This window comes from Cytobacillus firmus DS1 (assembly GCF_000565285.1).
GTDB classification, from domain to species: Bacteria; Bacillota; Bacilli; order Bacillales; family Cytobacillaceae; genus Cytobacillus; species Cytobacillus firmus_A.
The window spans coordinates 43,264-62,548 of record NZ_APVL01000022.1; the positions used below are offsets into that span (position 1 = coordinate 43,264).

At 42.2% G+C, this 19,285-nt stretch carries 17 protein-coding genes; 14 read left to right on the forward strand and 3 right to left on the reverse strand.

Features of this window, described 5'->3' with window-relative positions; genetic code table 11:
* Positions 1-118: 118 nt before the first annotated feature.
* From PBF_RS20875 to PBF_RS20940, 14 genes are all read left to right on the forward strand, one after another.
* A complete protein-coding gene (locus PBF_RS20875; protein WP_035332530.1) occupies positions 119-1,129 on the forward strand; it encodes an ABC transporter substrate-binding protein in 1,011 nt (336 codons plus the stop codon).
* Between the two features lie 86 nt (positions 1,130-1,215).
* Positions 1,216-2,247 carry an ABC transporter permease gene (locus PBF_RS20880; protein WP_035332532.1) on the forward strand — a complete coding sequence of 344 codons (1,032 nt, stop codon included), beginning with the start codon at positions 1,216-1,218 and terminating at the stop codon, positions 2,245-2,247.
* Positions 2,222-3,016, forward strand: coding sequence for an ABC transporter ATP-binding protein (locus PBF_RS20885; RefSeq protein WP_035332534.1), 795 nt, complete (start codon positions 2,222-2,224; stop codon positions 3,014-3,016). Before PBF_RS20880 ends, PBF_RS20885 begins: the two co-directional genes overlap by 26 nt.
* Positions 3,017-3,184: 168 nt before the next feature.
* On the forward strand, positions 3,185-3,574 hold the full coding sequence (locus tag PBF_RS20890) for a thioesterase family protein (RefSeq protein ID WP_035332535.1): 390 nt from the start codon (positions 3,185-3,187) through the stop codon (positions 3,572-3,574).
* Between the two features lie 88 nt (positions 3,575-3,662).
* Positions 3,663-4,772, forward strand: coding sequence for a Leu/Phe/Val dehydrogenase (locus tag PBF_RS20895; RefSeq protein ID WP_035332539.1), 1,110 nt, complete (start codon positions 3,663-3,665; stop codon positions 4,770-4,772).
* A 74-nt stretch (positions 4,773-4,846) separates the two neighbouring features.
* The gene (gene pdhA / locus PBF_RS20900; protein ID WP_035332569.1) at positions 4,847-5,914 is read left to right on the forward strand and encodes a pyruvate dehydrogenase (acetyl-transferring) E1 component subunit alpha; all 1,068 of its coding nucleotides are present in this window, start codon (positions 4,847-4,849) and stop codon (positions 5,912-5,914) included.
* Positions 5,914-6,909, forward strand: coding sequence for an alpha-ketoacid dehydrogenase subunit beta (locus tag PBF_RS20905; RefSeq protein WP_035332541.1), 996 nt, complete (start codon positions 5,914-5,916; stop codon positions 6,907-6,909). The genes pdhA and PBF_RS20905 overlap by 1 nt, the downstream gene beginning before the upstream one ends.
* An 11-nt stretch (positions 6,910-6,920) precedes the next feature.
* Positions 6,921-8,144, forward strand: a complete 1,224-nt coding sequence (locus PBF_RS20910; RefSeq protein WP_035332543.1) for a dihydrolipoamide acetyltransferase family protein — start codon at positions 6,921-6,923, stop codon at positions 8,142-8,144.
* Entirely contained in the window at positions 8,145-9,587 is a 1,443-nt protein-coding gene (locus PBF_RS20915) for a dihydrolipoyl dehydrogenase family protein (RefSeq protein ID WP_035332544.1), read from the forward strand. It begins immediately after the preceding gene.
* A gap of 113 nt (positions 9,588-9,700) precedes the next feature.
* On the forward strand, positions 9,701-10,816 hold the full coding sequence (hppD, locus tag PBF_RS20920; RefSeq protein ID WP_035332546.1) for a 4-hydroxyphenylpyruvate dioxygenase: 1,116 nt from the start codon (positions 9,701-9,703) through the stop codon (positions 10,814-10,816).
* 66 nt (positions 10,817-10,882) lie between these two features.
* Positions 10,883-11,977: a histidinol-phosphate transaminase gene (gene hisC, locus PBF_RS20925; protein ID WP_051488967.1), complete on the forward strand. Its 1,095-nt coding sequence runs from the start codon at positions 10,883-10,885 to the stop codon at positions 11,975-11,977.
* A 5-nt stretch (positions 11,978-11,982) separates the two neighbouring features.
* Entirely contained in the window at positions 11,983-12,603 is a 621-nt protein-coding gene (locus PBF_RS20930; RefSeq protein ID WP_035332547.1) for a flavin reductase family protein, read from the forward strand.
* 4 nt (positions 12,604-12,607) lie between these two features.
* Positions 12,608-13,531, forward strand: a complete 924-nt coding sequence (locus tag PBF_RS20935) for a fumarylacetoacetate hydrolase family protein (protein ID WP_035332549.1) — start codon at positions 12,608-12,610, stop codon at positions 13,529-13,531.
* A 9-nt stretch (positions 13,532-13,540) separates the two neighbouring features.
* The gene (locus tag PBF_RS20940; RefSeq protein WP_035332551.1) at positions 13,541-14,695 is read left to right on the forward strand and encodes a homogentisate 1,2-dioxygenase; all 1,155 of its coding nucleotides are present in this window, start codon (positions 13,541-13,543) and stop codon (positions 14,693-14,695) included.
* Positions 14,696-14,727: 32 nt separating this feature from the next.
* Here the strand turns inward: PBF_RS20940 and PBF_RS20945 are convergent, their stop codons facing one another.
* From PBF_RS20945 to katA, 3 genes are all read right to left on the reverse strand, one after another.
* Entirely contained in the window at positions 14,728-15,582 is an 855-nt protein-coding gene (locus PBF_RS20945; protein WP_035332573.1) for a DegV family protein, read from the reverse strand.
* Between the two features lie 295 nt (positions 15,583-15,877).
* Positions 15,878-17,431 (reverse strand): ABC-F family ATP-binding cassette domain-containing protein, encoded by a 1,554-nt coding sequence (locus tag PBF_RS20950; protein WP_035332553.1) that lies wholly within the window; start codon positions 17,429-17,431, stop codon positions 15,878-15,880.
* 287 nt (positions 17,432-17,718) lie between these two features.
* On the reverse strand, positions 17,719-19,176 hold the full coding sequence (gene katA, locus PBF_RS20955) for a catalase KatA (RefSeq protein ID WP_035332555.1): 1,458 nt from the start codon (positions 19,174-19,176) through the stop codon (positions 17,719-17,721).
* Positions 19,177-19,285 lie beyond the last annotated feature (109 nt).

A 19,285-nucleotide genomic window follows, 5' to 3' on the forward strand; every position in this document is an offset into this window, starting at 1 on the left:
AAAGTAAATATCATATAAATGGTAATAACCATTTATTCACTTCATTATGTAAGCGCATACATAAGATGTAAGCTATCAGCAAACTGATAGTTAATAAAGTTGTATAGGGGGTCATATAATGAAAAAATCGTTGAAAGCTTTTTCTTTTCTAATGGCTGCTGGCATGCTTGTTTTGAGCGGCTGCGGCCAGGAGAAATCCAGTGGTTCTTCTTCAGAAGGTAATGAAAAGAAGCAGTACACAATTGGCATCACACAATTTGTCGAACACCCTTCCTTGGATGCAGCAACAGAAGGATTTAAAAAAGCTTTGGAAGATGAAGGTTTTAAAGAAGGCGAAAACGTGAAATTTGATTTCCAAAATGCTCAGGCTGATATGAACAACACACAAACGATTGCTAATAATTTTGTCGGCGATAAAGTGGATATGATTTTTGCAAATGCTACTCCCAGTGCCGTAAGTGCTCTTAATGCGACTAAAGATATTCCAATTCTCTTTACATCTGTTACAGACCCTGTTGGAGCCGGTCTTGTTGAATCATTTGATCAGCCTGGAGATAATATTACAGGCACAACTGATAACCACCCGGAAGGAACTTCTAAGACCATTGATTTTATGATTGATGAAGCGGGTGTTAAAAATATTGGCATCATCTACAATTCCGGAGAGCAAAATTCCGAGGTTCAGGTTAAACAAGTAAAGGATCTTGCAGAACCAAAAGGAGCCAAGATAGTTGAAGCCTCTGTTTCGACCTCTGCTGAAGTAAAACAGGCTGCCGACTCCCTTGTTGGAAGAGTGGATGCCATCTATATTCCTACGGATAATACAGTTGTGTCGGCTTTGGAATCCGTTATCTCTGTAGCTGACAGCAAAAAGATTCCTTTATTCGTAGGTGAGCTTGATTCGATGAAACGCGGAGCTATAGCAGCAAGCGGATTCAACTACTTTGATCTGGGTTACCAGACGGGCAAGATGGCCGCGGAGATTTTAAATGGGAACAAAAAGCCTTCTGAAATCCCGGTTGAGCTTCCTGGAAGCCTGAAACTGGTCATTAATAAAAAAGCAGCTGAAGCACAGGGACTTGAAGTAAAAGAAGAATGGGCTGATTTCGCAGAGTTCCATGAAGAGTAAAAAATCCGCCGGCTGGAACGCAAATATCCGGCCGGCTGCTTTTTAAGCTAAAACTAAAAAGAATTAATTAAAGGGCGTGATTCTTAGTGTTTACAGCGATATTCGGTGCATTCGAGTCAGGAATTATATACGCGATTATGGCACTTGGAGTATATCTTTCGTTCAGGGTCCTGGACTTTCCGGATTTAACGGTGGATGGAAGTTTTGTGACTGGAGCGGCTGTAGCTGCAACCATGATTGTCAGCGGGGCTAATCCTTTTCTTGCTACAGTCACTGCATTATTTGCCGGTTTTATTGCCGGATGCCTTACGGGTATTATTCATACTTTCGGAAAAATTAATGCTCTCTTATCAGGAATCCTGATGATGATTGCTCTGTATTCGATAAACCTTCGTATCATGGGTAAATCAAATGTTCCCCTCCTGAACACAGAAACAGCCATTACACATGTAAGGGATTTTTGGGATAAAACAGGAATCGATTCTTTTTTCAATGCTATCTTGTCCATGATTGGACTGGGTGACAGCCTCCCGAGAACATGGGGCATCATTCTCTTTATGTTAGTTGTCACATTGGCTATAAAATTTTTGACAGATCGCTTTCTTCAGACTGAAATTGGTTTAGCTTTAAGGGCAACAGGTGACAACAAGAGGATGATCCGCAGTCTTTCTGCCAATACCAATATGATGGTGATTTTAGGGCTGGGCCTTTCCAATGCGATGGTCGCTTTCTCAGGGGCACTGATTGCCCAGCAGGGCGGATTCGCCGATGTTGGTATGGGTATCGGAATGATTATTATCGGACTGGCTTCAGTTATCATCGGTGAAGCCCTGTTCGGAACAAAAACAATTGCCAGAACGACTTTAGCGGTTATTGGCGGAGCAATTATCTATCGTATCGTGGTTACCATGGCGCTTAGGGTAGAGTTCCTTGAGCCGGGTGATATGAAGCTGATTACAGCAACAATCGTCATTCTCGCATTAATTATGCCGAAGATAATAGACCGCACTAAAGAAAAGAAACGGAAAGCTAAGCGGCTGGCAGGAAGCATGAACATTAGTGAATTGCCATCAGGCAGAAAGGGTGAGGCTGGTGCTGCAATTAAATCAGATTCATAAAGTCTTCAATGAAGGAACACCAGACGAAAAAATCGCACTTGATACGATCAATCTTACATTGAATGAGGGAGACTTTGTCACTGTCATCGGAAGTAATGGGGCAGGGAAATCCACTTTAATGAATATTATCTCGGGCGTCATGATTCCTGATGTTGGGTCTGTTTTTATAGACAGCCAAAATGTCACAGGCATGTCGGAATATAATCGGGCAAAGCTGATAGGCAGGGTTTTTCAGGATCCGATGGCTGGCACTGCCCCGTCCATGACAATTGAAGAAAATCTGGCCATGGCATATTCAAGGAATAAAACAAGAACATTACGAAAAGGAGTGACAAAAAAGCGCAGAGACTATTTCCGTGAAGTTCTTGAGACCCTTCACCTTGGCCTTGAAAACCGTTTAAATGCAAAGGTCGGTTTATTATCGGGAGGAGAACGGCAGGCACTTTCATTATTAATGGCAACCTTCACAGAGCCTTCCATTCTTTTGCTGGATGAGCATACAGCTGCTCTCGATCCGGCACGTGCAGAGCTTATTACGAATCTCACAAAAGAAATTGTTCAAAAATACAATTTAACAACTCTCATGGTCACTCATAATATGCAGCAGGCGCTGGATTTAGGAAACAGGCTGATTATGATGGATAAAGGCCAGATTATACTTGAAGTAGATGATGGACAGAAACAGCATCTGACAATTGAACAGCTATTGAATGAGTTTCAGCGAATCCGCGGAACAAAAATGGCAAGTGATCGCGCACTGCTTTCTTAGAATAATAAAAAGGATTAGCCAATTTGCCGGTTAATCCTTTTTACATGGGCTCGAATAAAAAGAATTTTTAAAGTTTTTACAATTTATTGACTATTTATTTAACGTAATGGTATCATATCGTTAAATAAACGTCATACATATTTTTATGATCAAAAAGGGAGGGGTGTTATGAAACCTGGGCTTCAGATTGGGAACCGGGCAGTTATCCGTGCAGTGGTTTCCCCTGAGATGTTCGCACAATTTGAAGGAGAGATCATTCATCCTGTCTATTCAACTGTAACCATGATCTATCACATGGAGTGGGCCTCCCGCCTCCTGATCACCCCGTATTTGGATAAGGACGAAGAAGGGATGGGGGGAGCTGTTTCTGCCAGGCATTTATCACCATCACCTGAAGGATCCTCGATCCTCATAACAGCTACCGTATCCAAGCTGGATGGAAATTCAGTTTACTCAACTGTAACCGTCCATAATGGAGAAATGCTTGTTGGTGAAGGTGAAGTCAAACAGGTGATTCTGAAGAAAAGCAGGATTGCAAAATTGTTAAAGATAGACTAAGAGAACAGAAGTATCTTAGCTTTAATAAAAAAATGCATTTTAATTTAATTTTATTGTAAGCGCTATCATATATAAAGGGGAGAATGAAATGACAGATATGTTTCAAAAAATTAAAGATCATGAACAAGTCGTTTTCTGCAATGATGAATCTACCGGACTAAAGGCAATCATTGCAATCCACAGCACCAGGCTTGGTCCGGCATTGGGAGGCTGTCGCATGTTTCCGTATAAAAGCGTCGATGATGCCCTTGAGGATGTCCTCCGATTATCAAAAGGCATGACCTATAAATGTGCGGCTTCTGATTGTGACTTCGGAGGCGGGAAAGCCGTAATCATCGGGGATCCATTAAAAGATAAAACCCCTGAGCTGTTCCGTGCTTTTGGCCAATTTGTTGAATCATTGAACGGACGCTTCTATACAGGAACAGACATGGGTACATCAACAGAGGATTTTGTTCATGCCCTAAAGGAAACGAATTGCATTGTGGGGGTCGATGAGGTATACGGCGGAAGCGGAGATTCTTCCGTACCAACGGCTCATGGTGTTATTTACGGCCTCCAGGCAACAAATAAAGCACTGAGCGGAACAGATGACCTTTCAGGCAAAAGTTATGCTATTCAGGGACTTGGCAAGGTTGGATATAAAGTGGCAGAAAGGCTGCTGGAGGAAGGGGCAGATTTATTTGTGACAGATATCAGCCAGCAGGCAATAGACCAGCTTCTCAGCAAGGCGAAAGAAATTGGGGCCGGTGTGAAGGTTTTATCCAGCAATGAGATATATGAGGCCGAGGCCGACTTTTTCGTTCCTTGTGCAATGGGCGGCATCATTAATGATGACACAATCGACCTGCTTAAAGTAAAAGCAATCGTGGGCTCTGCCAATAACCAGCTAATGGATATGCGCCATGGCCAAATTCTTAAAGATAAAGGTATTTTATACGCTCCTGATTATATTGTAAATGCAGGGGGATTAATACAGGTTGCAGATGAATTATATACACCTAATAAAGAAAGGGTACTCCGCAAAACGAAAGCAATTTATAACTCTCTTCTGAACATCTACGAACATGCTGAAGCAAATGGAATTACAACAGTTGAAGCATCCAACCAATTCTGCGAGAGCCGTATTGAAGCACGTACACGCAGAAACAGCTTTTTCTCCCATATGAAACGCCCGAAGTGGGCAGTAAGAACCTAATTTTTTTGCATGGATAACAATATTTGTACCGTATAAAAGTTTTAAAAATAATTTACCAGCCAAAGGGTGAGAAGATGGAAAATCACTTTCCGATCAGGCGCATAATGGACGAAAATGGAACGATCATCAATTCAGAATATAAAGAAAAAGTAACTGAAAAGCTTGTAAAAGAGCTTTATAGACATATGGTTAGAATCCGTACCTTTGACCGCAAAGCTATTTCACTTCAGCGGCAGGGCAGGATAGGCACATATGCTCCTTATGAAGGACAGGAGGCTTCCCAGGTCGGAACTGCTGCTGCACTCGGGGAGAATGATTGGATGTTTCCTACCTATCGCGACCACGGAGCAGCTATGACCTTTGGCCACTCACTGCGAAACATCCTGTTGTTTTGGAACGGAAGAAATGAAGGGTGTGTGCCGCCTGACGGGAAGAAGATTTTCCCTCCAGGCATCCCGATTGCGACACAAATCCCTCATGCAGCAGGAGCAGCATTCGCAGAAAGGAAAAAAGGCACTGCCAATGCTGCTATTGCATATTTTGGTGATGGTGCCACCTCAGAGGGAGATTTCCATGAAGGCTTGAATTTTGCCAGCGTTTTTAAAGCCCCGGTTGTCTTTTTCAATCAGAACAATCAATACGCCATTTCTGTTCCTATTGAGAAGCAGATGAATACAAAAACGATTGCCCAGAAAGCCCTGGCATATGATATTCCTGGAGTCAGGATCGATGGGAATGATATTTTCATGGTTTATTTTGAAACATTAAAAGCCTTGGAGAGGGCCCGTAAAGGTGAAGGGCCGACACTAATTGAAGCCGTGACATGGAGGTATGGTGCACATACTACAGCAGATGATCCATCCAAATACCGCGATCAATCTGAAAGCAATAGCAGAAGACAGGAGACTGACCCTGTTTTAAGGCTGGAGCGCTGGATGAAAAATGAAGGGATATTTGATGAAAAATGGCAGCAGGCAGCAGAAGAGGAAGCAGCGGCTGAAATAGATAAAGCTGTAGCTGAAATGGAAGATTTTCCTCCTGCAGATCCTGCGGTTATTTTTGACCATGTCTTTGCTGAGCCTACATGGCAAATCAAGCAGCAAAAAGAAGAATATCTGAAGCTGATTGGAGGCGGCCGATAATGAAAACAGCAGTTGGAGCAAAAACCATGACATTAGTTCAAGCCATTACGGATGCTTTAGATACCATGCTGAATGAAAAAGAAGAGGTTTTGCTGCTTGGCGAGGATATCGGCAGGAACGGCGGAGTTTTCCGTGCAACCGATGGGCTCCAGGCTAAGTATGGCGATGGGCGTGTTATCGATACGCCTTTAAGTGAAGCCGGTTTTGTCGGAGCGGGAATAGGAATGGCTGTTAATGGATTTTTGCCGGTGATCGAAATTCAGTTTCTCGGCTTTATCTATCCCGCATATGAACAAATCATGACCCATGCTTCAAGGCTCCGGATGCGGACAATGGGACATTTTACTGTTCCGATGGTTATAAGGGCTCCATATGGTGCGGGGGTTAGGGCTCCGGAAATTCATTGTGATTCAACAGAAGCTATTTTCACTCATATGCCCGGCATCAAGGTCGTCTGCCCATCCACTCCTTATGACGCCAAAGGACTGCTGATTGCTTCGATTGAAGACCCGGATCCGGTTCTATTTCTTGAGCCGATGCGCTGCTATCGGTCTGCCAGAGAGGAAGTGCCTGAAGGGAAGTATACGGTTGAAATAGGAAAAGGCAAAAAACTCATGGATGGGGACGATGTAACGGTCATCACGTGGGGAGCAATGGTGCCAGAGGCTATGAAAGCGGCAAAGCAGATGAAAGAAAATAACGTACATTGTGATGTAATTGATTTAAGAACCCTATTTCCGCTGGATAAAGACATGATTGCAGAATCTGTCCAAAAGACAGGGAGAACGGTTATTGTCCATGAAGCTCATGCCACCGGCGGAGTCGGAAATGATGTGCTTGCCATCATTAATGATACATCCTTTTTATATCAGAAGGCACCAGTAGAACGGGTTACCGGATTTGATGCACCAGTTCCATATTTCGGTTTTGAGGATCATTACCTGCCAACTCCTGCAAGGATTAAGCAGGCAATAGAAAAAGTTATGAAGTTTTAGGAGGGGAAGCCGTGGAGGTGAAACTGCACGATATTGGAGAGGGAATGACCGAAGCTGATATTAATTGCTTTTTAGTCAAGCCGGGGGATGCAGTGAAAGCAGACGATCCGCTTGTTGAAGTACAGACTGATAAAATGACCGCTGAAATACCTGCCCCGAAAGCAGGCATTATTAAGGAATTTACAGTGCAGCCTGGCGATACGGTTAAAGTGGGTTCGACCATTTTAATTTTAGAGACGGCTGGTGAGGAAGGCGCTGAAAAAGAGAATGCCGTTTCAATTCCTGATTACTCACAGCCGCCGCAGAAGCAAAAGCAATCTTTTGTGGCATTCAAAGGAAAACGGGTTCTTGCTTCTCCTTTCACAAGAAAAATAGCGCGCGATAATGATATTGATATTGAGAAAATCACGGGAACAGGTCCTGCTGGCCGTATTTTAGATGAAGATATCTATCAATACATAGCTTCCCTTCAGACAAAGCCGGCCCATGATGAACAGGAACAAGCAGTTTTGAATGAAAATATAAAAAGCCTCCCTGGTGAGAAAGATATCATTCCGTTTAGGGGCAGACGGAAGCAGATTGCCAGGAAAATGGCACAATCACTTTTTACCATTCCCCATTGTACCCATTTTGAAGAGATTGATGTAACCGAGCTGATTACTTTCAGAAAAGAACTTAAGCTTCTAAACCAAAACTTGTCTGCTACAGCCTTTTTCCTGAAGGCTTTGTCAATTTGTCTGAAAGAATTTCCTGTGTTCAACGCTGTACTGCATGAAGAAAAGGAAGAAATACATTTGGCAGGTGAACATCATATCGGTATTGCAGTTGATACCGACGAAGGCCTAATCGTTCCGGTCATAAAGCATGTTGAGAATAAAACAATCAGAGAAATTCATGCAGAAATGAAAAAGCTTACGGAAAAAGCATTGGAAAATAAGCTTTCTGTTAAAGAAATATCTGGCGGGACATTCACAATCAGCAATGTGGGGCCTCTTGGCGGCAGCTTTGGAGCGACTCCGATTATCCAGCATCCGCAAACCGCGTTGGTATCTTTCCATAAAACAAAAAAGATGCCTATTGTGACCGATGATGACCAGATTGTCATTCGGTCAATGATGAATATATCAATGTCTTTTGATCATAGAGTTGCAGACGGGGCGACAGCAGTACGCTTTACAAACCGATTTGCTGAATTGATTAAAAATCCGAAAATGCTTGTTCTGGAGATGGTATAAATGGTAGTTGGAGAACTGGCACATGAGCGGGATATCATCGTAATCGGCGGCGGCCCTGGGGGCTATCATGCCGCAATCCGTGCTGCACAGCTTGGACGCAATGTTACATTAGTAGAGCAGGATCAGCTTGGCGGAATCTGTTTAAATAAAGGCTGCATACCTTCCAAGATCCTCACACAGTCTGCTGAAAAATTCACTTCATTCCAGGAAGGTGAAAACTGGGGGCTTGAAGGAGGAAATATATCCTTAAACTTAAACAAGCTTAAGGAATACAAGCAAAAGAAAATTGAGCAGCTCCGGGCAGGAATTGAAGCCCTCTGTCAAGCTAATAAAATAGAAGTTCTTAATGGTTCGGCCTTTTTTCTGTCAGAGGATAAGATTGGCATCGAAAAAGGAGACCAATTTGATGTTTTTCGATTTCAGAATGCCATAATTGCGACCGGCGGGAGACCGGAAAAACCTCTTTGGTCCAGAGAAATAAGTGAATTAGTATTCGATCAGCATTCTATTTCCGATTTGAGTGAAATACCCGATAAACTATTAATCTATGGCAGTGATTACATTGCTCTCGAAATAGGTATGGCTTATCAGGCTCTGGGATCTTACGTTACTCTGATCCTCGAAGATGGGAAAGAGGATTTTGATTTTGATCAATCCATTTGCCGGGAACTGAAGAGGATATTAAAAAAGAAGAAAATAGATATTGTAAGAAATTCGGTTGTATTGGAACTGCAGCATAATGAAGGAATGGTAACAGTCACTTTTGAGTGTAAAGGAAAAAGAGAAACCATTTCAGGCACACATTTATTTGTTTCATCTTCCATTAGACCAAACACTGACCAGTTGGGGCTTTCCCGTATAGGGGTGGAACAATCTGAAGCAGGGTTTATAAGGGTTGACTGCCAAAGCCGTACAACACAGAAACATATTTTCGCAGTCGGTGATGTAACAGAAGGTCCTGCACTTGCTGTAAAAGCTATTAAACAAGGAAAAACAGCCGCAGAAGCAATTGCGGGAATTAAATCCGAATCGGATTTCCATTTCATTCCGATTGCTGCACATACACAGCCCCCTATTGCGAGTGCCGGGTTAACCGAACAGGAAGCCATTAACATGGGCTATGACATTGAAATTGGTGTATCGTCATTATCTGCCAACGGATTCAGCGTATTGAGCGGGAAAAAAGGCGGATTTGTAAAGGTGATCAGCTGCAGGGAAAAACAAGTTCTTCTGGGGATCCACATGGTAGGCTCCGGAGCAATAGAACTAATTTCAGCCGGAATTACTGCATTGGAAATGGGAGCAAGGGAAGAGGATTTAATTTTCCCTAACTACCCGCATCCCAGTGTAAATGAAGGCTTGCTTGAAGCTGTAGAAGCTTTAAAGAATTTAGCTATTCACAGTCCGCCCCAAACCAAAAAAACGCAAAAAGTAAGAGTGTAAATTCCTTTAATGCAGAAGTGCATTATAGCTTTAACTTGAACTCTTGAGAACCTTTACACGTTTCCTATATGATAAATTCAAAATATTATTAATATTAAAACGGAGGGGTTAGCATGCAAGATGAAAAATTGTTAAAGGCACAAAAGATTGCCGATTTCTTTCCTGTGAAGGAGGTAGATTATTTAGAAATCTACTCTGGAAATGCAAAACAGTCCTGCCATTATTTCTGCACGGCTTTCGGCTTTAAGCCAGTTGCTTATTCCGGGCTGGAAACCGGCAATAGAGAAACAGTGTCTTATGTTCTTCAGCAGAGAAAGATTCGCCTTGTGATCACAGGAACGTTAAAAGACAGCTCCAGAGTATCAAATTTCATTAAAAAGCATGGAGACGGTGTAAAAGATATAGCTTTAGCTGTTGACGATGTTGAAAAGGCATACAAAGCGGCAGTTGATAGAGGTGCAATCGAAATACAGCCTCCAGCTGAGATAAAGGATGAACACGGCACAGTCAAAAAGGCAGTAATTGGTACATATGGAGATACCATTCATACACTTGTTGAACGGAATAACTATACAGGAGTATTCATGCCTGGCTTTGAGCCATATCAAACTGAAGTACCATTTGAGGATGCAGGTTTTATCGGCGTCGACCATGTTGTTGGAAACGTAGAGAGAATGGAAGAATGGGTGAATTATTATGCAAATGTAATGGGCTTCAAGGAAATGAAGCACTTTACAGATAAAGACATTACAACAGAATATTCCGCACTCATGTCCAAGGTTATGCATAATGGAGGCAGAATTAAGTTCCCAATTAACGAGCCTGCAGAAGGGAAGCGCAAATCCCAGATTGAAGAATACCTTGAATACTTCAACGGGGCTGGTGTACAGCATCTGGCCATTCTGACAGAAGATATTGTCAGCACTGTCAGCATCCTCCGCAAAAATGGGGTAGAGTTCTTAAGTACTCCAGATTCTTATTATGAAATGCTTTCTGAGCGCGTAGGGAAAATTGATGAAGAGATAGACAAATTGAAGGAATTAAATATTCTCGTTGACCGCGATGACGAAGGCTATTTGCTTCAAATTTTCACGAAACCAATCGTAGACCGTCCGACCTTATTCATTGAAATCATTCAGCGTAAAGGTGCCAGAGGGTTTGGTGAAGGCAACTTTAAAGCACTCTTTGAATCTATAGAACGTGAGCAGGAAAGACGGGGGAATTTATAACTTTTAAGCTTAAAAGGGAGAAAGCATTTCTCCCTTTTTTAATAAATTGAGAAGGAGGCAGACCAGATGGCCAGAATCCAGACAAAAAGCGCTGTGGAGAAGATTGTTTCTTATCCGCTTGGCAGCTCGCCGGAAGAGATTAAAGAAAAGTACAATTTAATGGCTGTCCGGAAAATGTCTGATAATGAAAATGTGTATGGCTGCTCATCCGAAGTCAGGAACAGCATCAGCAAAGCGATGAACAGTCTTTACTTTTATCCGGATGGCACTGTTTCCCTGCTCAAACGCAAGCTGGCCGGATTCTATAATATAAGTGAAGATAACTTTTTGGTCAGCAATGGTTCAGAAGAGATCATCCGATTATTGACTAGAGCATACATAAGTGCTGGAGATGAAGCTGTCATGGCTCAGAATACATTTCCACGATATGAAACAAACGTCCTTATTGAAGGAGGCAGTGCGATAACAGTATCGCTGGAAAATGGAACACATAACTTAAGAGCTATGTATGAAAAGATGAATGAAAAAACAAAAATGGTGTTTATCTGCAATCCCAACAATCCCACAGGAACCATAGTCGGAAAAACAGAACTGCTGCAATTCATTGATAAAGTTCCTTCAAACATCCTGATTATTCTTGATGAAGCATACTATGAATATGTGAATTCCGAGGATTATCCTGACTCTATTCCGCTTCTTGCACAGAGGCCTAACTTAATCATCCTAAGGACTTTCTCTAAAATCTATGGTCTTACAGGACTCCGTGTCGGCTACGGAATCATGCATCCGGAGATCGTGAATGACCTTCATAAGGTAAAAGATGTTTTTAATGTCAACCACCTGGCACAGGCAGCAGCTTCTGCAGCACTAAATGATCAGGACTTTATAAAGGATTGTGCACAAAAAAATGCCGAAGAGATGAAATTTGTGCGCCAAAAGCTAACTGAATTACATGTCGGCTATTTTCCTTCCCAAACTAATTTTATATATATTTTCAGCCAGCTTCCTATTGCTGACAACTTGATTGCAAATGGCTTGGTTGTCCGGAAAATGAAGCTTGACGGCTATCTTGATGCTTTTCGGATGACGTTAGGAACAAGGGAAGATAATGAAGCAGCATTGGCTGTGATAAACAAACTTCTGAATGAAAAGGCGGTGTAGGGCATATGGAATTAAATCCACAGAGTCTCGAGTGGAAAGACGCATATAAGCTGATGGTTGGCTCAATTCTGCCGCGTCCCATTGCGTTTGTTACCACTATGGACACAGAAGGAAATGTTAATGCAGCTCCATTCAGCTTTTTTACAGCCATATGTGCAGATCCGATGCTGATTTGCTTTTCACCTATGCGAAAAGGGACAGATGGCTCTAAGAAAGATACGCTTGCTAATATTGAAGCCACTAAGGAATTCGTTATTAACATCGTCAGTGAAGACTTTACTGAAAAGATGAATATTTGTGCAGCGGATTATCCGGCTGGTACAGACGAACTGGACGCAGCGGGTCTCGAAAAAGAAAAAAGTGCTGCTGTGAAGCCACCTCGGGTTAAAGAATCAAAAGTCCACTTAGAATGCAGTCTCTATCAGGTGCTTCACTTTGGAGAACAACCCGGTTCAGGAAGCCTGGTGATTGGAAAAGTGGAGCATGTGCATGTTGCTGAAGAGCTTTACGAAAATGGAAGGATTAATTCAGAAAAGCTGAAGCCTGTTGGCCGGATGGCAGGACATATCTATACGAGGCCAATGACTGATGTATTTGAATTGATCCGAAAAACGGACCCAAGGTGATGCTATGAAATTCATAACCTTTCAAAAACCGGATGGATCTATAAGAGCGGGCTGGCTGAAGAATGAGGAGTATGCTGTTGATATGCATGAAGCGACCAATGGTGTTCTGCCCAAAACAATGCTGGCATTCCTTGAGAATCATGAGTTTTTTATGGAATACCTATCTTCCAGCAAAAAACTGAAGAACACGGATAAAGGGGTATATCCTTTATCCGAGGTGAACTTAATGGCTCCACTGCCAAATCCAAAAAGCTTTCGGGATTTCTATGCTTTTGAAGAACACGTGAAAACGGCAAGAGATAACCGCGGACTTGACATGATACCCGAATGGTATGAAATACCCGTCTTTTATTTTTCAAATCATTTGAGCATTAAGGGTCCAAATGAAGAAATTTCGCGTCCAAAGCATTGTGAATGGCTTGATTACGAGCTCGAAATTGCCTGTATCATCGGCAAAGAAGGCAAGGATATTAAAGCTGCCGAAGCGGATGATTATATATTTGGGTATTGCATCCTGAATGACTGGAGTGCAAGAGATATTCAGCGAAAAGAAATGAAGATAGGGCTTGGCCCTGCCAAAGGGAAGGATTTTGCCACTTCTGTCGGGCCATATATCGTTACAAAGGATGAGCTTGAGAATTTCCGTGTTGAAAATGGCTATGATTTGCTGATGACAGCAAAAGTCAACGGAACTCTTCTTTCAGAAGGAAATATGCAGGATATCTACTATTCCTTTTACGAAATGCTTGAGCGGGCTTCAGATGGTGTAACCCTCTGCCCAGGTGAAATGATAGGCTCCGGGACTGTTGGCAGCGGCTGCATTCTTGAGCTGGGCACTGATGTGCACCGCTGGCTGAAGCCTGGAGATGAAGTTGAGCTGGAGATTGGCAATCTCGGAATATTAAAAAATCGGATCGCAAATGAGTGAGGTGGAAATATGTTTTATCGCCAAATGGGTAAAATCCCGCACAAACGCCATACAACCTTCAAAAAATCGGATGGAACTCTTTTCAGGGAACAGGTAATGGGGACAAAAGGTTTTTCCGGCACCCAATCCATTCTTTATCATCACTATATGCCGACAGAAGTAGCACGAACTGAACTGATCGGAAAATATGTTCCAGAGTATGAAGAACAGGAGAGCTTAAAGCATCGGCATTTGTTTACAGATCAAATTGAAAAGAAAGGGGATGCACTTTCAGCAAGGGAATATCTGCTCGGGAATGATGACCTTTTAATAGGCACCATAAATATTACTGAGCCAATGAAAAGCTTTTACCGGAATGGCGAAGCTGATGAGATGCTCTACATTCACTACGGAACCGGAAAAGTTGAGACCATGTTCGGAACTTTATCCTATCGCCAGGGAGACTATGTCATTATTCCGATTGGCACCATTTACCGCGTAATTCCGGATAAAGAGCAGATGACTAAAGTGCTCCTTGTTGAGTCTTTCAGCCAGATTACAACACCAAGAAGATACCGGAATGAGTATGGGCAGCTGCTTGAACATAGTCCAATTTGTGAACGGGATATCAGGGGACCGGAAACACTGGAAACATATGATCAAAAAGGAGAATATGAAGTTATCACCAAAACCAGGGGATATTTACATTCTCATATTCTGAACCATCACCCGCTTGATGTGGTGGGCTGGGATGGCTATCTTTATCCGTGGGTTTTTAATATAGAAGATTTTGAACCGATTACCGGAAGGGTGCATCAGCCTCCGCCGGTCCATCAGACTTTTGAAGGACATAACTTTGTTGTGTGTTCCTTTGTTCCCAGATTATATGACTATCATCCAGAGGCCATCCCTGCCCCTTACTATCACAGCAATGTCAACAGCGATGAACTTCTGTATTATGTGGAAGGCAATTTCATGAGCAGGAAGGGGATTAGAGAAGGCTCCATCACCCTTCATCCAAGCGGTATTCCACATGGCCCTCACCCTGGAAAAACTGAAGCCAGCATAGGGAAAAAAGAAACACTTGAGCTTGCAGTTATGATTGATACATTCAAGCCGTTAAAGCTGGTGAAAAACGCTAAGCTAATAGAAGATGAGAAGTACATGTTTACTTGGGTGGAATAGAAAAAAGCACTTTCCTTTTGGAGAGTGCTTTTTTAACTTTCGTTCTGCCAAATAATGGCCAGTGTACCCTCACCGGCATGGGAAGCGATCGTTGAACTAATATCACCAATGAAAATATCGAGGCGCGGAAAATGAGATTGTATTTCTTCTGCCAGTTCCTCCGCTTTGTCAGGTACATTCCCATGCATGATTTGAACCTGGGGGATTGTGTGGTTTTCATATGAATTCCCAAGCAAGTCTATCATTCTTTTAATTGCTTTTTTTTCTGAACGGACTTTATCAAACAGTTCAAACTCCCCGTCCCGGTTAATACGGATAATTGGCTTTATTTTTAATATGCTTCCCAGCAGGTATTGTGTGCCTGACATTCTGCCGCCTTTATAGAATTGCTCAAGGCTTCCTAGCAATATATAATTCTCGGATTTATCCGTCTCATTTTGCAGGATATCAGCAATTTTATGCGCCGGCATATCATTTTCAGCAAGCTTTAAACCTTTATTGATCAATGAAGTAATGGCAAAAGACATACATTTAGAATCGACTGTGAAAATAGGGAACTCTGCCAGATCTGCTCCGGCTTTACAACTATTTAACGTGCCGCTTAGCTTGCTGGATACATGAACAGCAACTGCAGCATCATACCCCGGCTTCAATGATTCAAATAGTTCGGCAAATTTTCCGGCAGACGGCTGTGAAGTTTTAGGAACTTCTTTTTCATTGCGAATCCGGCTATATAGCTGATCTGTATTTAAATCAATACCATCTTCATAGGACTCCTCACCGAATGTAATGGATAGGGGCACCACGTAAACGTCAGGATGTTCCAGCAGCTCCTTCGTAACATAGGCTGTGCTGTCTGTAATCCAGGCAATTTTCTTTTTTGTCATGAATGTTTTAAGTCCTTTGTCAATTATTTTGGAATAAATTGAACCGCTTCCATTATTGAAAACTCCCCTCATTATACACGAATAGACCAGTACCTGTATTGATTTTTTATAATCCATTTATAGGAAAAATCCTGAGTATGTCAGTTAGAATGTTTATATGGAGCACTTGAAGGTAAATAAGAATCTTTTGTGAACAATGTTTGAACCTGATAAAAAGGGTGCCTGAAATGAAAAATCCCCTGCTTGGCAGGGGAGTGTGAGTATGTCTGCTTTATTAACCTAATACCATTTAATATTAAAAAACTTTCGTAGTCCAATCTTCACAATTCCAAATATCGGTCGCAATTTCACGATAGAAATCAGGTTCGTGGGATACCATCAGGATACTTCCGCGATATGCCTTTAAAGCACGCTTTAATTCTTCTTTTGCATCCACATCCAAGTGATTGGTAGGTTCGTCCAGAATTAATAAATTCGTTTCTGTGTTTAAAATTTTACACAATCGAACTTTGGCTTTTTCACCACCTGAAAGGACTTCGATCTTACTTTCAATATGTTTCGTCGTTAATCCGCATTTTGCAAGCGCAGCACGAACTTCAGCCTGATTCATACTTGGGAACTCGCTCCAAATCTCTTCTATACAAGTGTTATAGTTGGACTGTTTAACTTCCTGCTCGAAGTAACCGATGTGTTGATACTCACCGCGTTCCACTTTACCCGAAATGGGACTAATCAATCCAAGAATACTTTTTAAAAGAGTAGACTTACCAATGCCGTTAGCACCTACGAATGCAATTTTTTGTCCGCGTTCCATTTTCAAATTCAGAGGGCGGGAAAGTGGTTCATTGTAACCAATAACAAGCTCTTCAGTAGTGAAAATCCAACGGCTGGCTGCACGAGCTTCTTTAAAAATAAACTCTGGTTTCGGCTTCTCTCTCCCCAATTCAATAATTTCCATTTTGTCGAGCTTCTTTTGACGGGACATCGCCATATTACGAGTCGCAACACTTGCCTTGTTGCGGGCAACGAAATCCTTTAAATCAGCAATTTCCTGTTGCTGACGCTTGTATGCAGCCTCCAGCTGCTGCTTTTTCATTTCATATACTTTTAAGAAGTTGTCATAGTCACCAGCATAGCGATTCAACTCCTGGTTTTCCATGTGATAGATCAAATTAACAACACTGTTCAAGAATGGAATATCATGTGAAATCAAGATAAATGCATTCTCATATTCCTGTAAATAGCGCTTCAGCCATTCGATATGCTGTTCATCCAAATAGTTTGTAGGCTCGTCCAGTAATAGGATTTCAGGCTTTTCCAGTAAAAGCTTAGCCAGCAAAACCTTCGTACGCTGACCCCCGCTAAGATCATCTATATCTCGATCAAGTCCAACTTCGTCTAATCCCAGGCCGCGGGCAACTTCCTCAACTTTTGAGTTAATTTGATAGAAATCATTACTATCTAAAGTTTCTTGCAGCTCTCCAACTTCTGCAAGTAATGCATCTATATCAGCACCTTCATCACCCATTTTTGCATAAAGTTCATTGATCTCTGATTCAGCATCAAAAAGATATTGAAAAGCAGTACTTAAAGCGTCACGCATCGTGGTGCCTTTTTTAAGTACAGCATGCTGATCCAAGTAACCAACACGAACTTTTCGTGACCACTCAACTTTCCCCTCGTCGGGCTGCAGCTTCCCGGTAACAATATTCATGAAAGTAGACTTACCCTCACCATTTGCCCCAACTAGTCCAACGTGTTCACCTTTTAAAAGTCGAAAAGATACATCATTGAAAATCGCACGATCACCGAAACCGTGACTTAAATTTTGTACATTTAATACACTCATTTTTTTACCCCTTCTCTAATATTCCATGTGGATATCTTACTAGATTTAGACTGTTTTTTCTATCTAAAGTTATTTCCTGTGAAAAATGCAATTCGATTTTTGGGATAAATTGAAGTCTGCCCATTCTTAATTAAAGGCTCTTTATTAAAGGTGGATGTTGATTTTATAGCATTGAAAAATAGGCGGGAAGTATTGTTGGGGATCAGCAAAAAGGGGTTCACACTAACACTTAACCCGGAAAAAAGGTGCCAATTAGGTTATTGGCACCTTTCGCAATTTCTACTGGTTCACTTAACTCCCTGGGGAACTGCCAGGCCAAGGCCTTTAGCAATACGTGTACCATAATCAGGATCCGCTTTAAAGAAATGCTGAATCTGGCGGAGCTTAATTTCTTCTTTTTCTACAGGCTTCATGGCAGCAACAATGTTTGCCACAAGACGGGAGCGTTCCTCTTCACTCATTAAGCGGTATAGATCACCGGCTTGTGTGTAGTGGTCATTATGATCATACGCAACGCTTTCGGCTAAACCGGAAACAGGGTATGCAGCCTGCTTGTGCTCCGGCACTTCCGTTGGTCCCCCAAAGCTGTTCGGCTCGTAGTAAACAGAACCTCCGCCATTGTTGTCAAAGCGCATCTGGCCGTCACGCTGATAGTTTTGCACTTCGTTTTTAGGGCGGTTGATCGGCAGCATCTGATGGTTTGCGCCTACACGGTAACGGTGTGCATCATGGTAGGCAAACAGGCGGCCTTGAAGCATTTTATCAGGTGATACATCAATACCAGGTACTAGGGTTCCCGGAGAGAAGGTAGCCTGCTCAACTTCAGCAAAGTAGTTTTCCGGGTTTCTATTGAGAACCATACGTCCCACTTCGATTAATGGGTAGTCTTTTTGCGACCACACCTTTGTGACATCGAATGGGTCGAAACGATACGTATTTGCATCCTCAAGCGGCATGATTTGCACGCAAAGCTTCCAGGAAGGATAGTCTCCATTCTCAATTGCATTGAATAAGTCCTCTGTATGGTAATCCGGATTTTCGCCCGCCATTTTAGCTGCAGCTTCTACACTGAGATTTTTAACGCCTTGCTCTGTTTTAAAGTGATATTTCACCCACACGCCTTCGCCTTTATCATTAACCCATTTGAAGGTATGACTTCCAAATCCGTGCATATGTCTTAATGTTGCAGGAATACCCCGGTCAGACATTAAGATGGTTACCTGGTGCAGCGACTCAGGAGATAAGGACCAGAAGTCCCAGACGGCTGTCGGATTTTTTAGATGTGTCTTAGGATCACGCTTCTGTGTATGAATAAAGTCAGGGAACTTGATGGCATCCCGGATAAAAAATACAGGTGTGTTGTTTCCAACAAGATCGTAATTTCCTTCTTCAGTATAGAACTTAACAGCAAAGCCGCGCGGGTCACGGACTGTATCGGCAGAACCAAGTTCGCCGGCTACAGTTGAAAAGCGGATGAATAAAGGCGTTCTTTTGCCTACTTCAGACAGAAAAGCGGCTTTTGTATATTTAGTGAGGTCATTTGTAACTTCAAAATAGCCATGTGCACCGGCACCTTTTGCATGAACAACACGCTCAGGCACACGTTCTCTATTAAAATGGGCGAGCTTTTCCAGCAAGTGTACATCCTGAATCAATGTTGGCCCTCTTGAGCCGGCAGTCATTGAATTTTGGTTGTCGCCAACTGGGGCTCCCCAGCTTGTCGTGAGATTATTCTTTTTTGTCATTCTATAATCACCTCATAAAAGTTTTAATAACTTGCTTATATTTATAATGATAACATTTCTCAAAGGAAAATCAATACTTTTTTATAATTATTATAAATAGATATAAATT

Coding starts and splice junctions, on each gene's coding strand:
- PBF_RS20890 (WP_035332535.1), top strand. CDS start 3,185: ATGAAACCTGGGCTTCAGATTGGGAACCGGGCAGTTATCCGTGCAGTG.
- pdhA (WP_035332569.1), top strand. CDS start 4,847: ATGGAAAATCACTTTCCGATCAGGCGCATAATGGACGAAAATGGAACG.
- PBF_RS20905 (WP_035332541.1), top strand. CDS start 5,914: ATGAAAACAGCAGTTGGAGCAAAAACCATGACATTAGTTCAAGCCATT.
- PBF_RS20930 (WP_035332547.1), top strand. CDS start 11,983: ATGGAATTAAATCCACAGAGTCTCGAGTGGAAAGACGCATATAAGCTG.
- PBF_RS20895 (WP_035332539.1), top strand. CDS start 3,663: ATGACAGATATGTTTCAAAAAATTAAAGATCATGAACAAGTCGTTTTC.
- PBF_RS20875 (WP_035332530.1), top strand. CDS start 119: ATGAAAAAATCGTTGAAAGCTTTTTCTTTTCTAATGGCTGCTGGCATG.
- PBF_RS20945 (WP_035332573.1), bottom strand. CDS start 15,582: ATGACAAAAAAGAAAATTGCCTGGATTACAGACAGCACAGCCTATGTT.
- PBF_RS20935 (WP_035332549.1), top strand. CDS start 12,608: ATGAAATTCATAACCTTTCAAAAACCGGATGGATCTATAAGAGCGGGC.
- hisC (WP_051488967.1), top strand. CDS start 10,883: ATGGCCAGAATCCAGACAAAAAGCGCTGTGGAGAAGATTGTTTCTTAT.
- PBF_RS20940 (WP_035332551.1), top strand. CDS start 13,541: ATGTTTTATCGCCAAATGGGTAAAATCCCGCACAAACGCCATACAACC.
- PBF_RS20915 (WP_035332544.1), top strand. CDS start 8,145: ATGGTAGTTGGAGAACTGGCACATGAGCGGGATATCATCGTAATCGGC.
- katA (WP_035332555.1), bottom strand. CDS start 19,176: ATGACAAAAAAGAATAATCTCACGACAAGCTGGGGAGCCCCAGTTGGC.
- PBF_RS20950 (WP_035332553.1), bottom strand. CDS start 17,431: ATGAGTGTATTAAATGTACAAAATTTAAGTCACGGTTTCGGTGATCGT.
- hppD (WP_035332546.1), top strand. CDS start 9,701: ATGCAAGATGAAAAATTGTTAAAGGCACAAAAGATTGCCGATTTCTTT.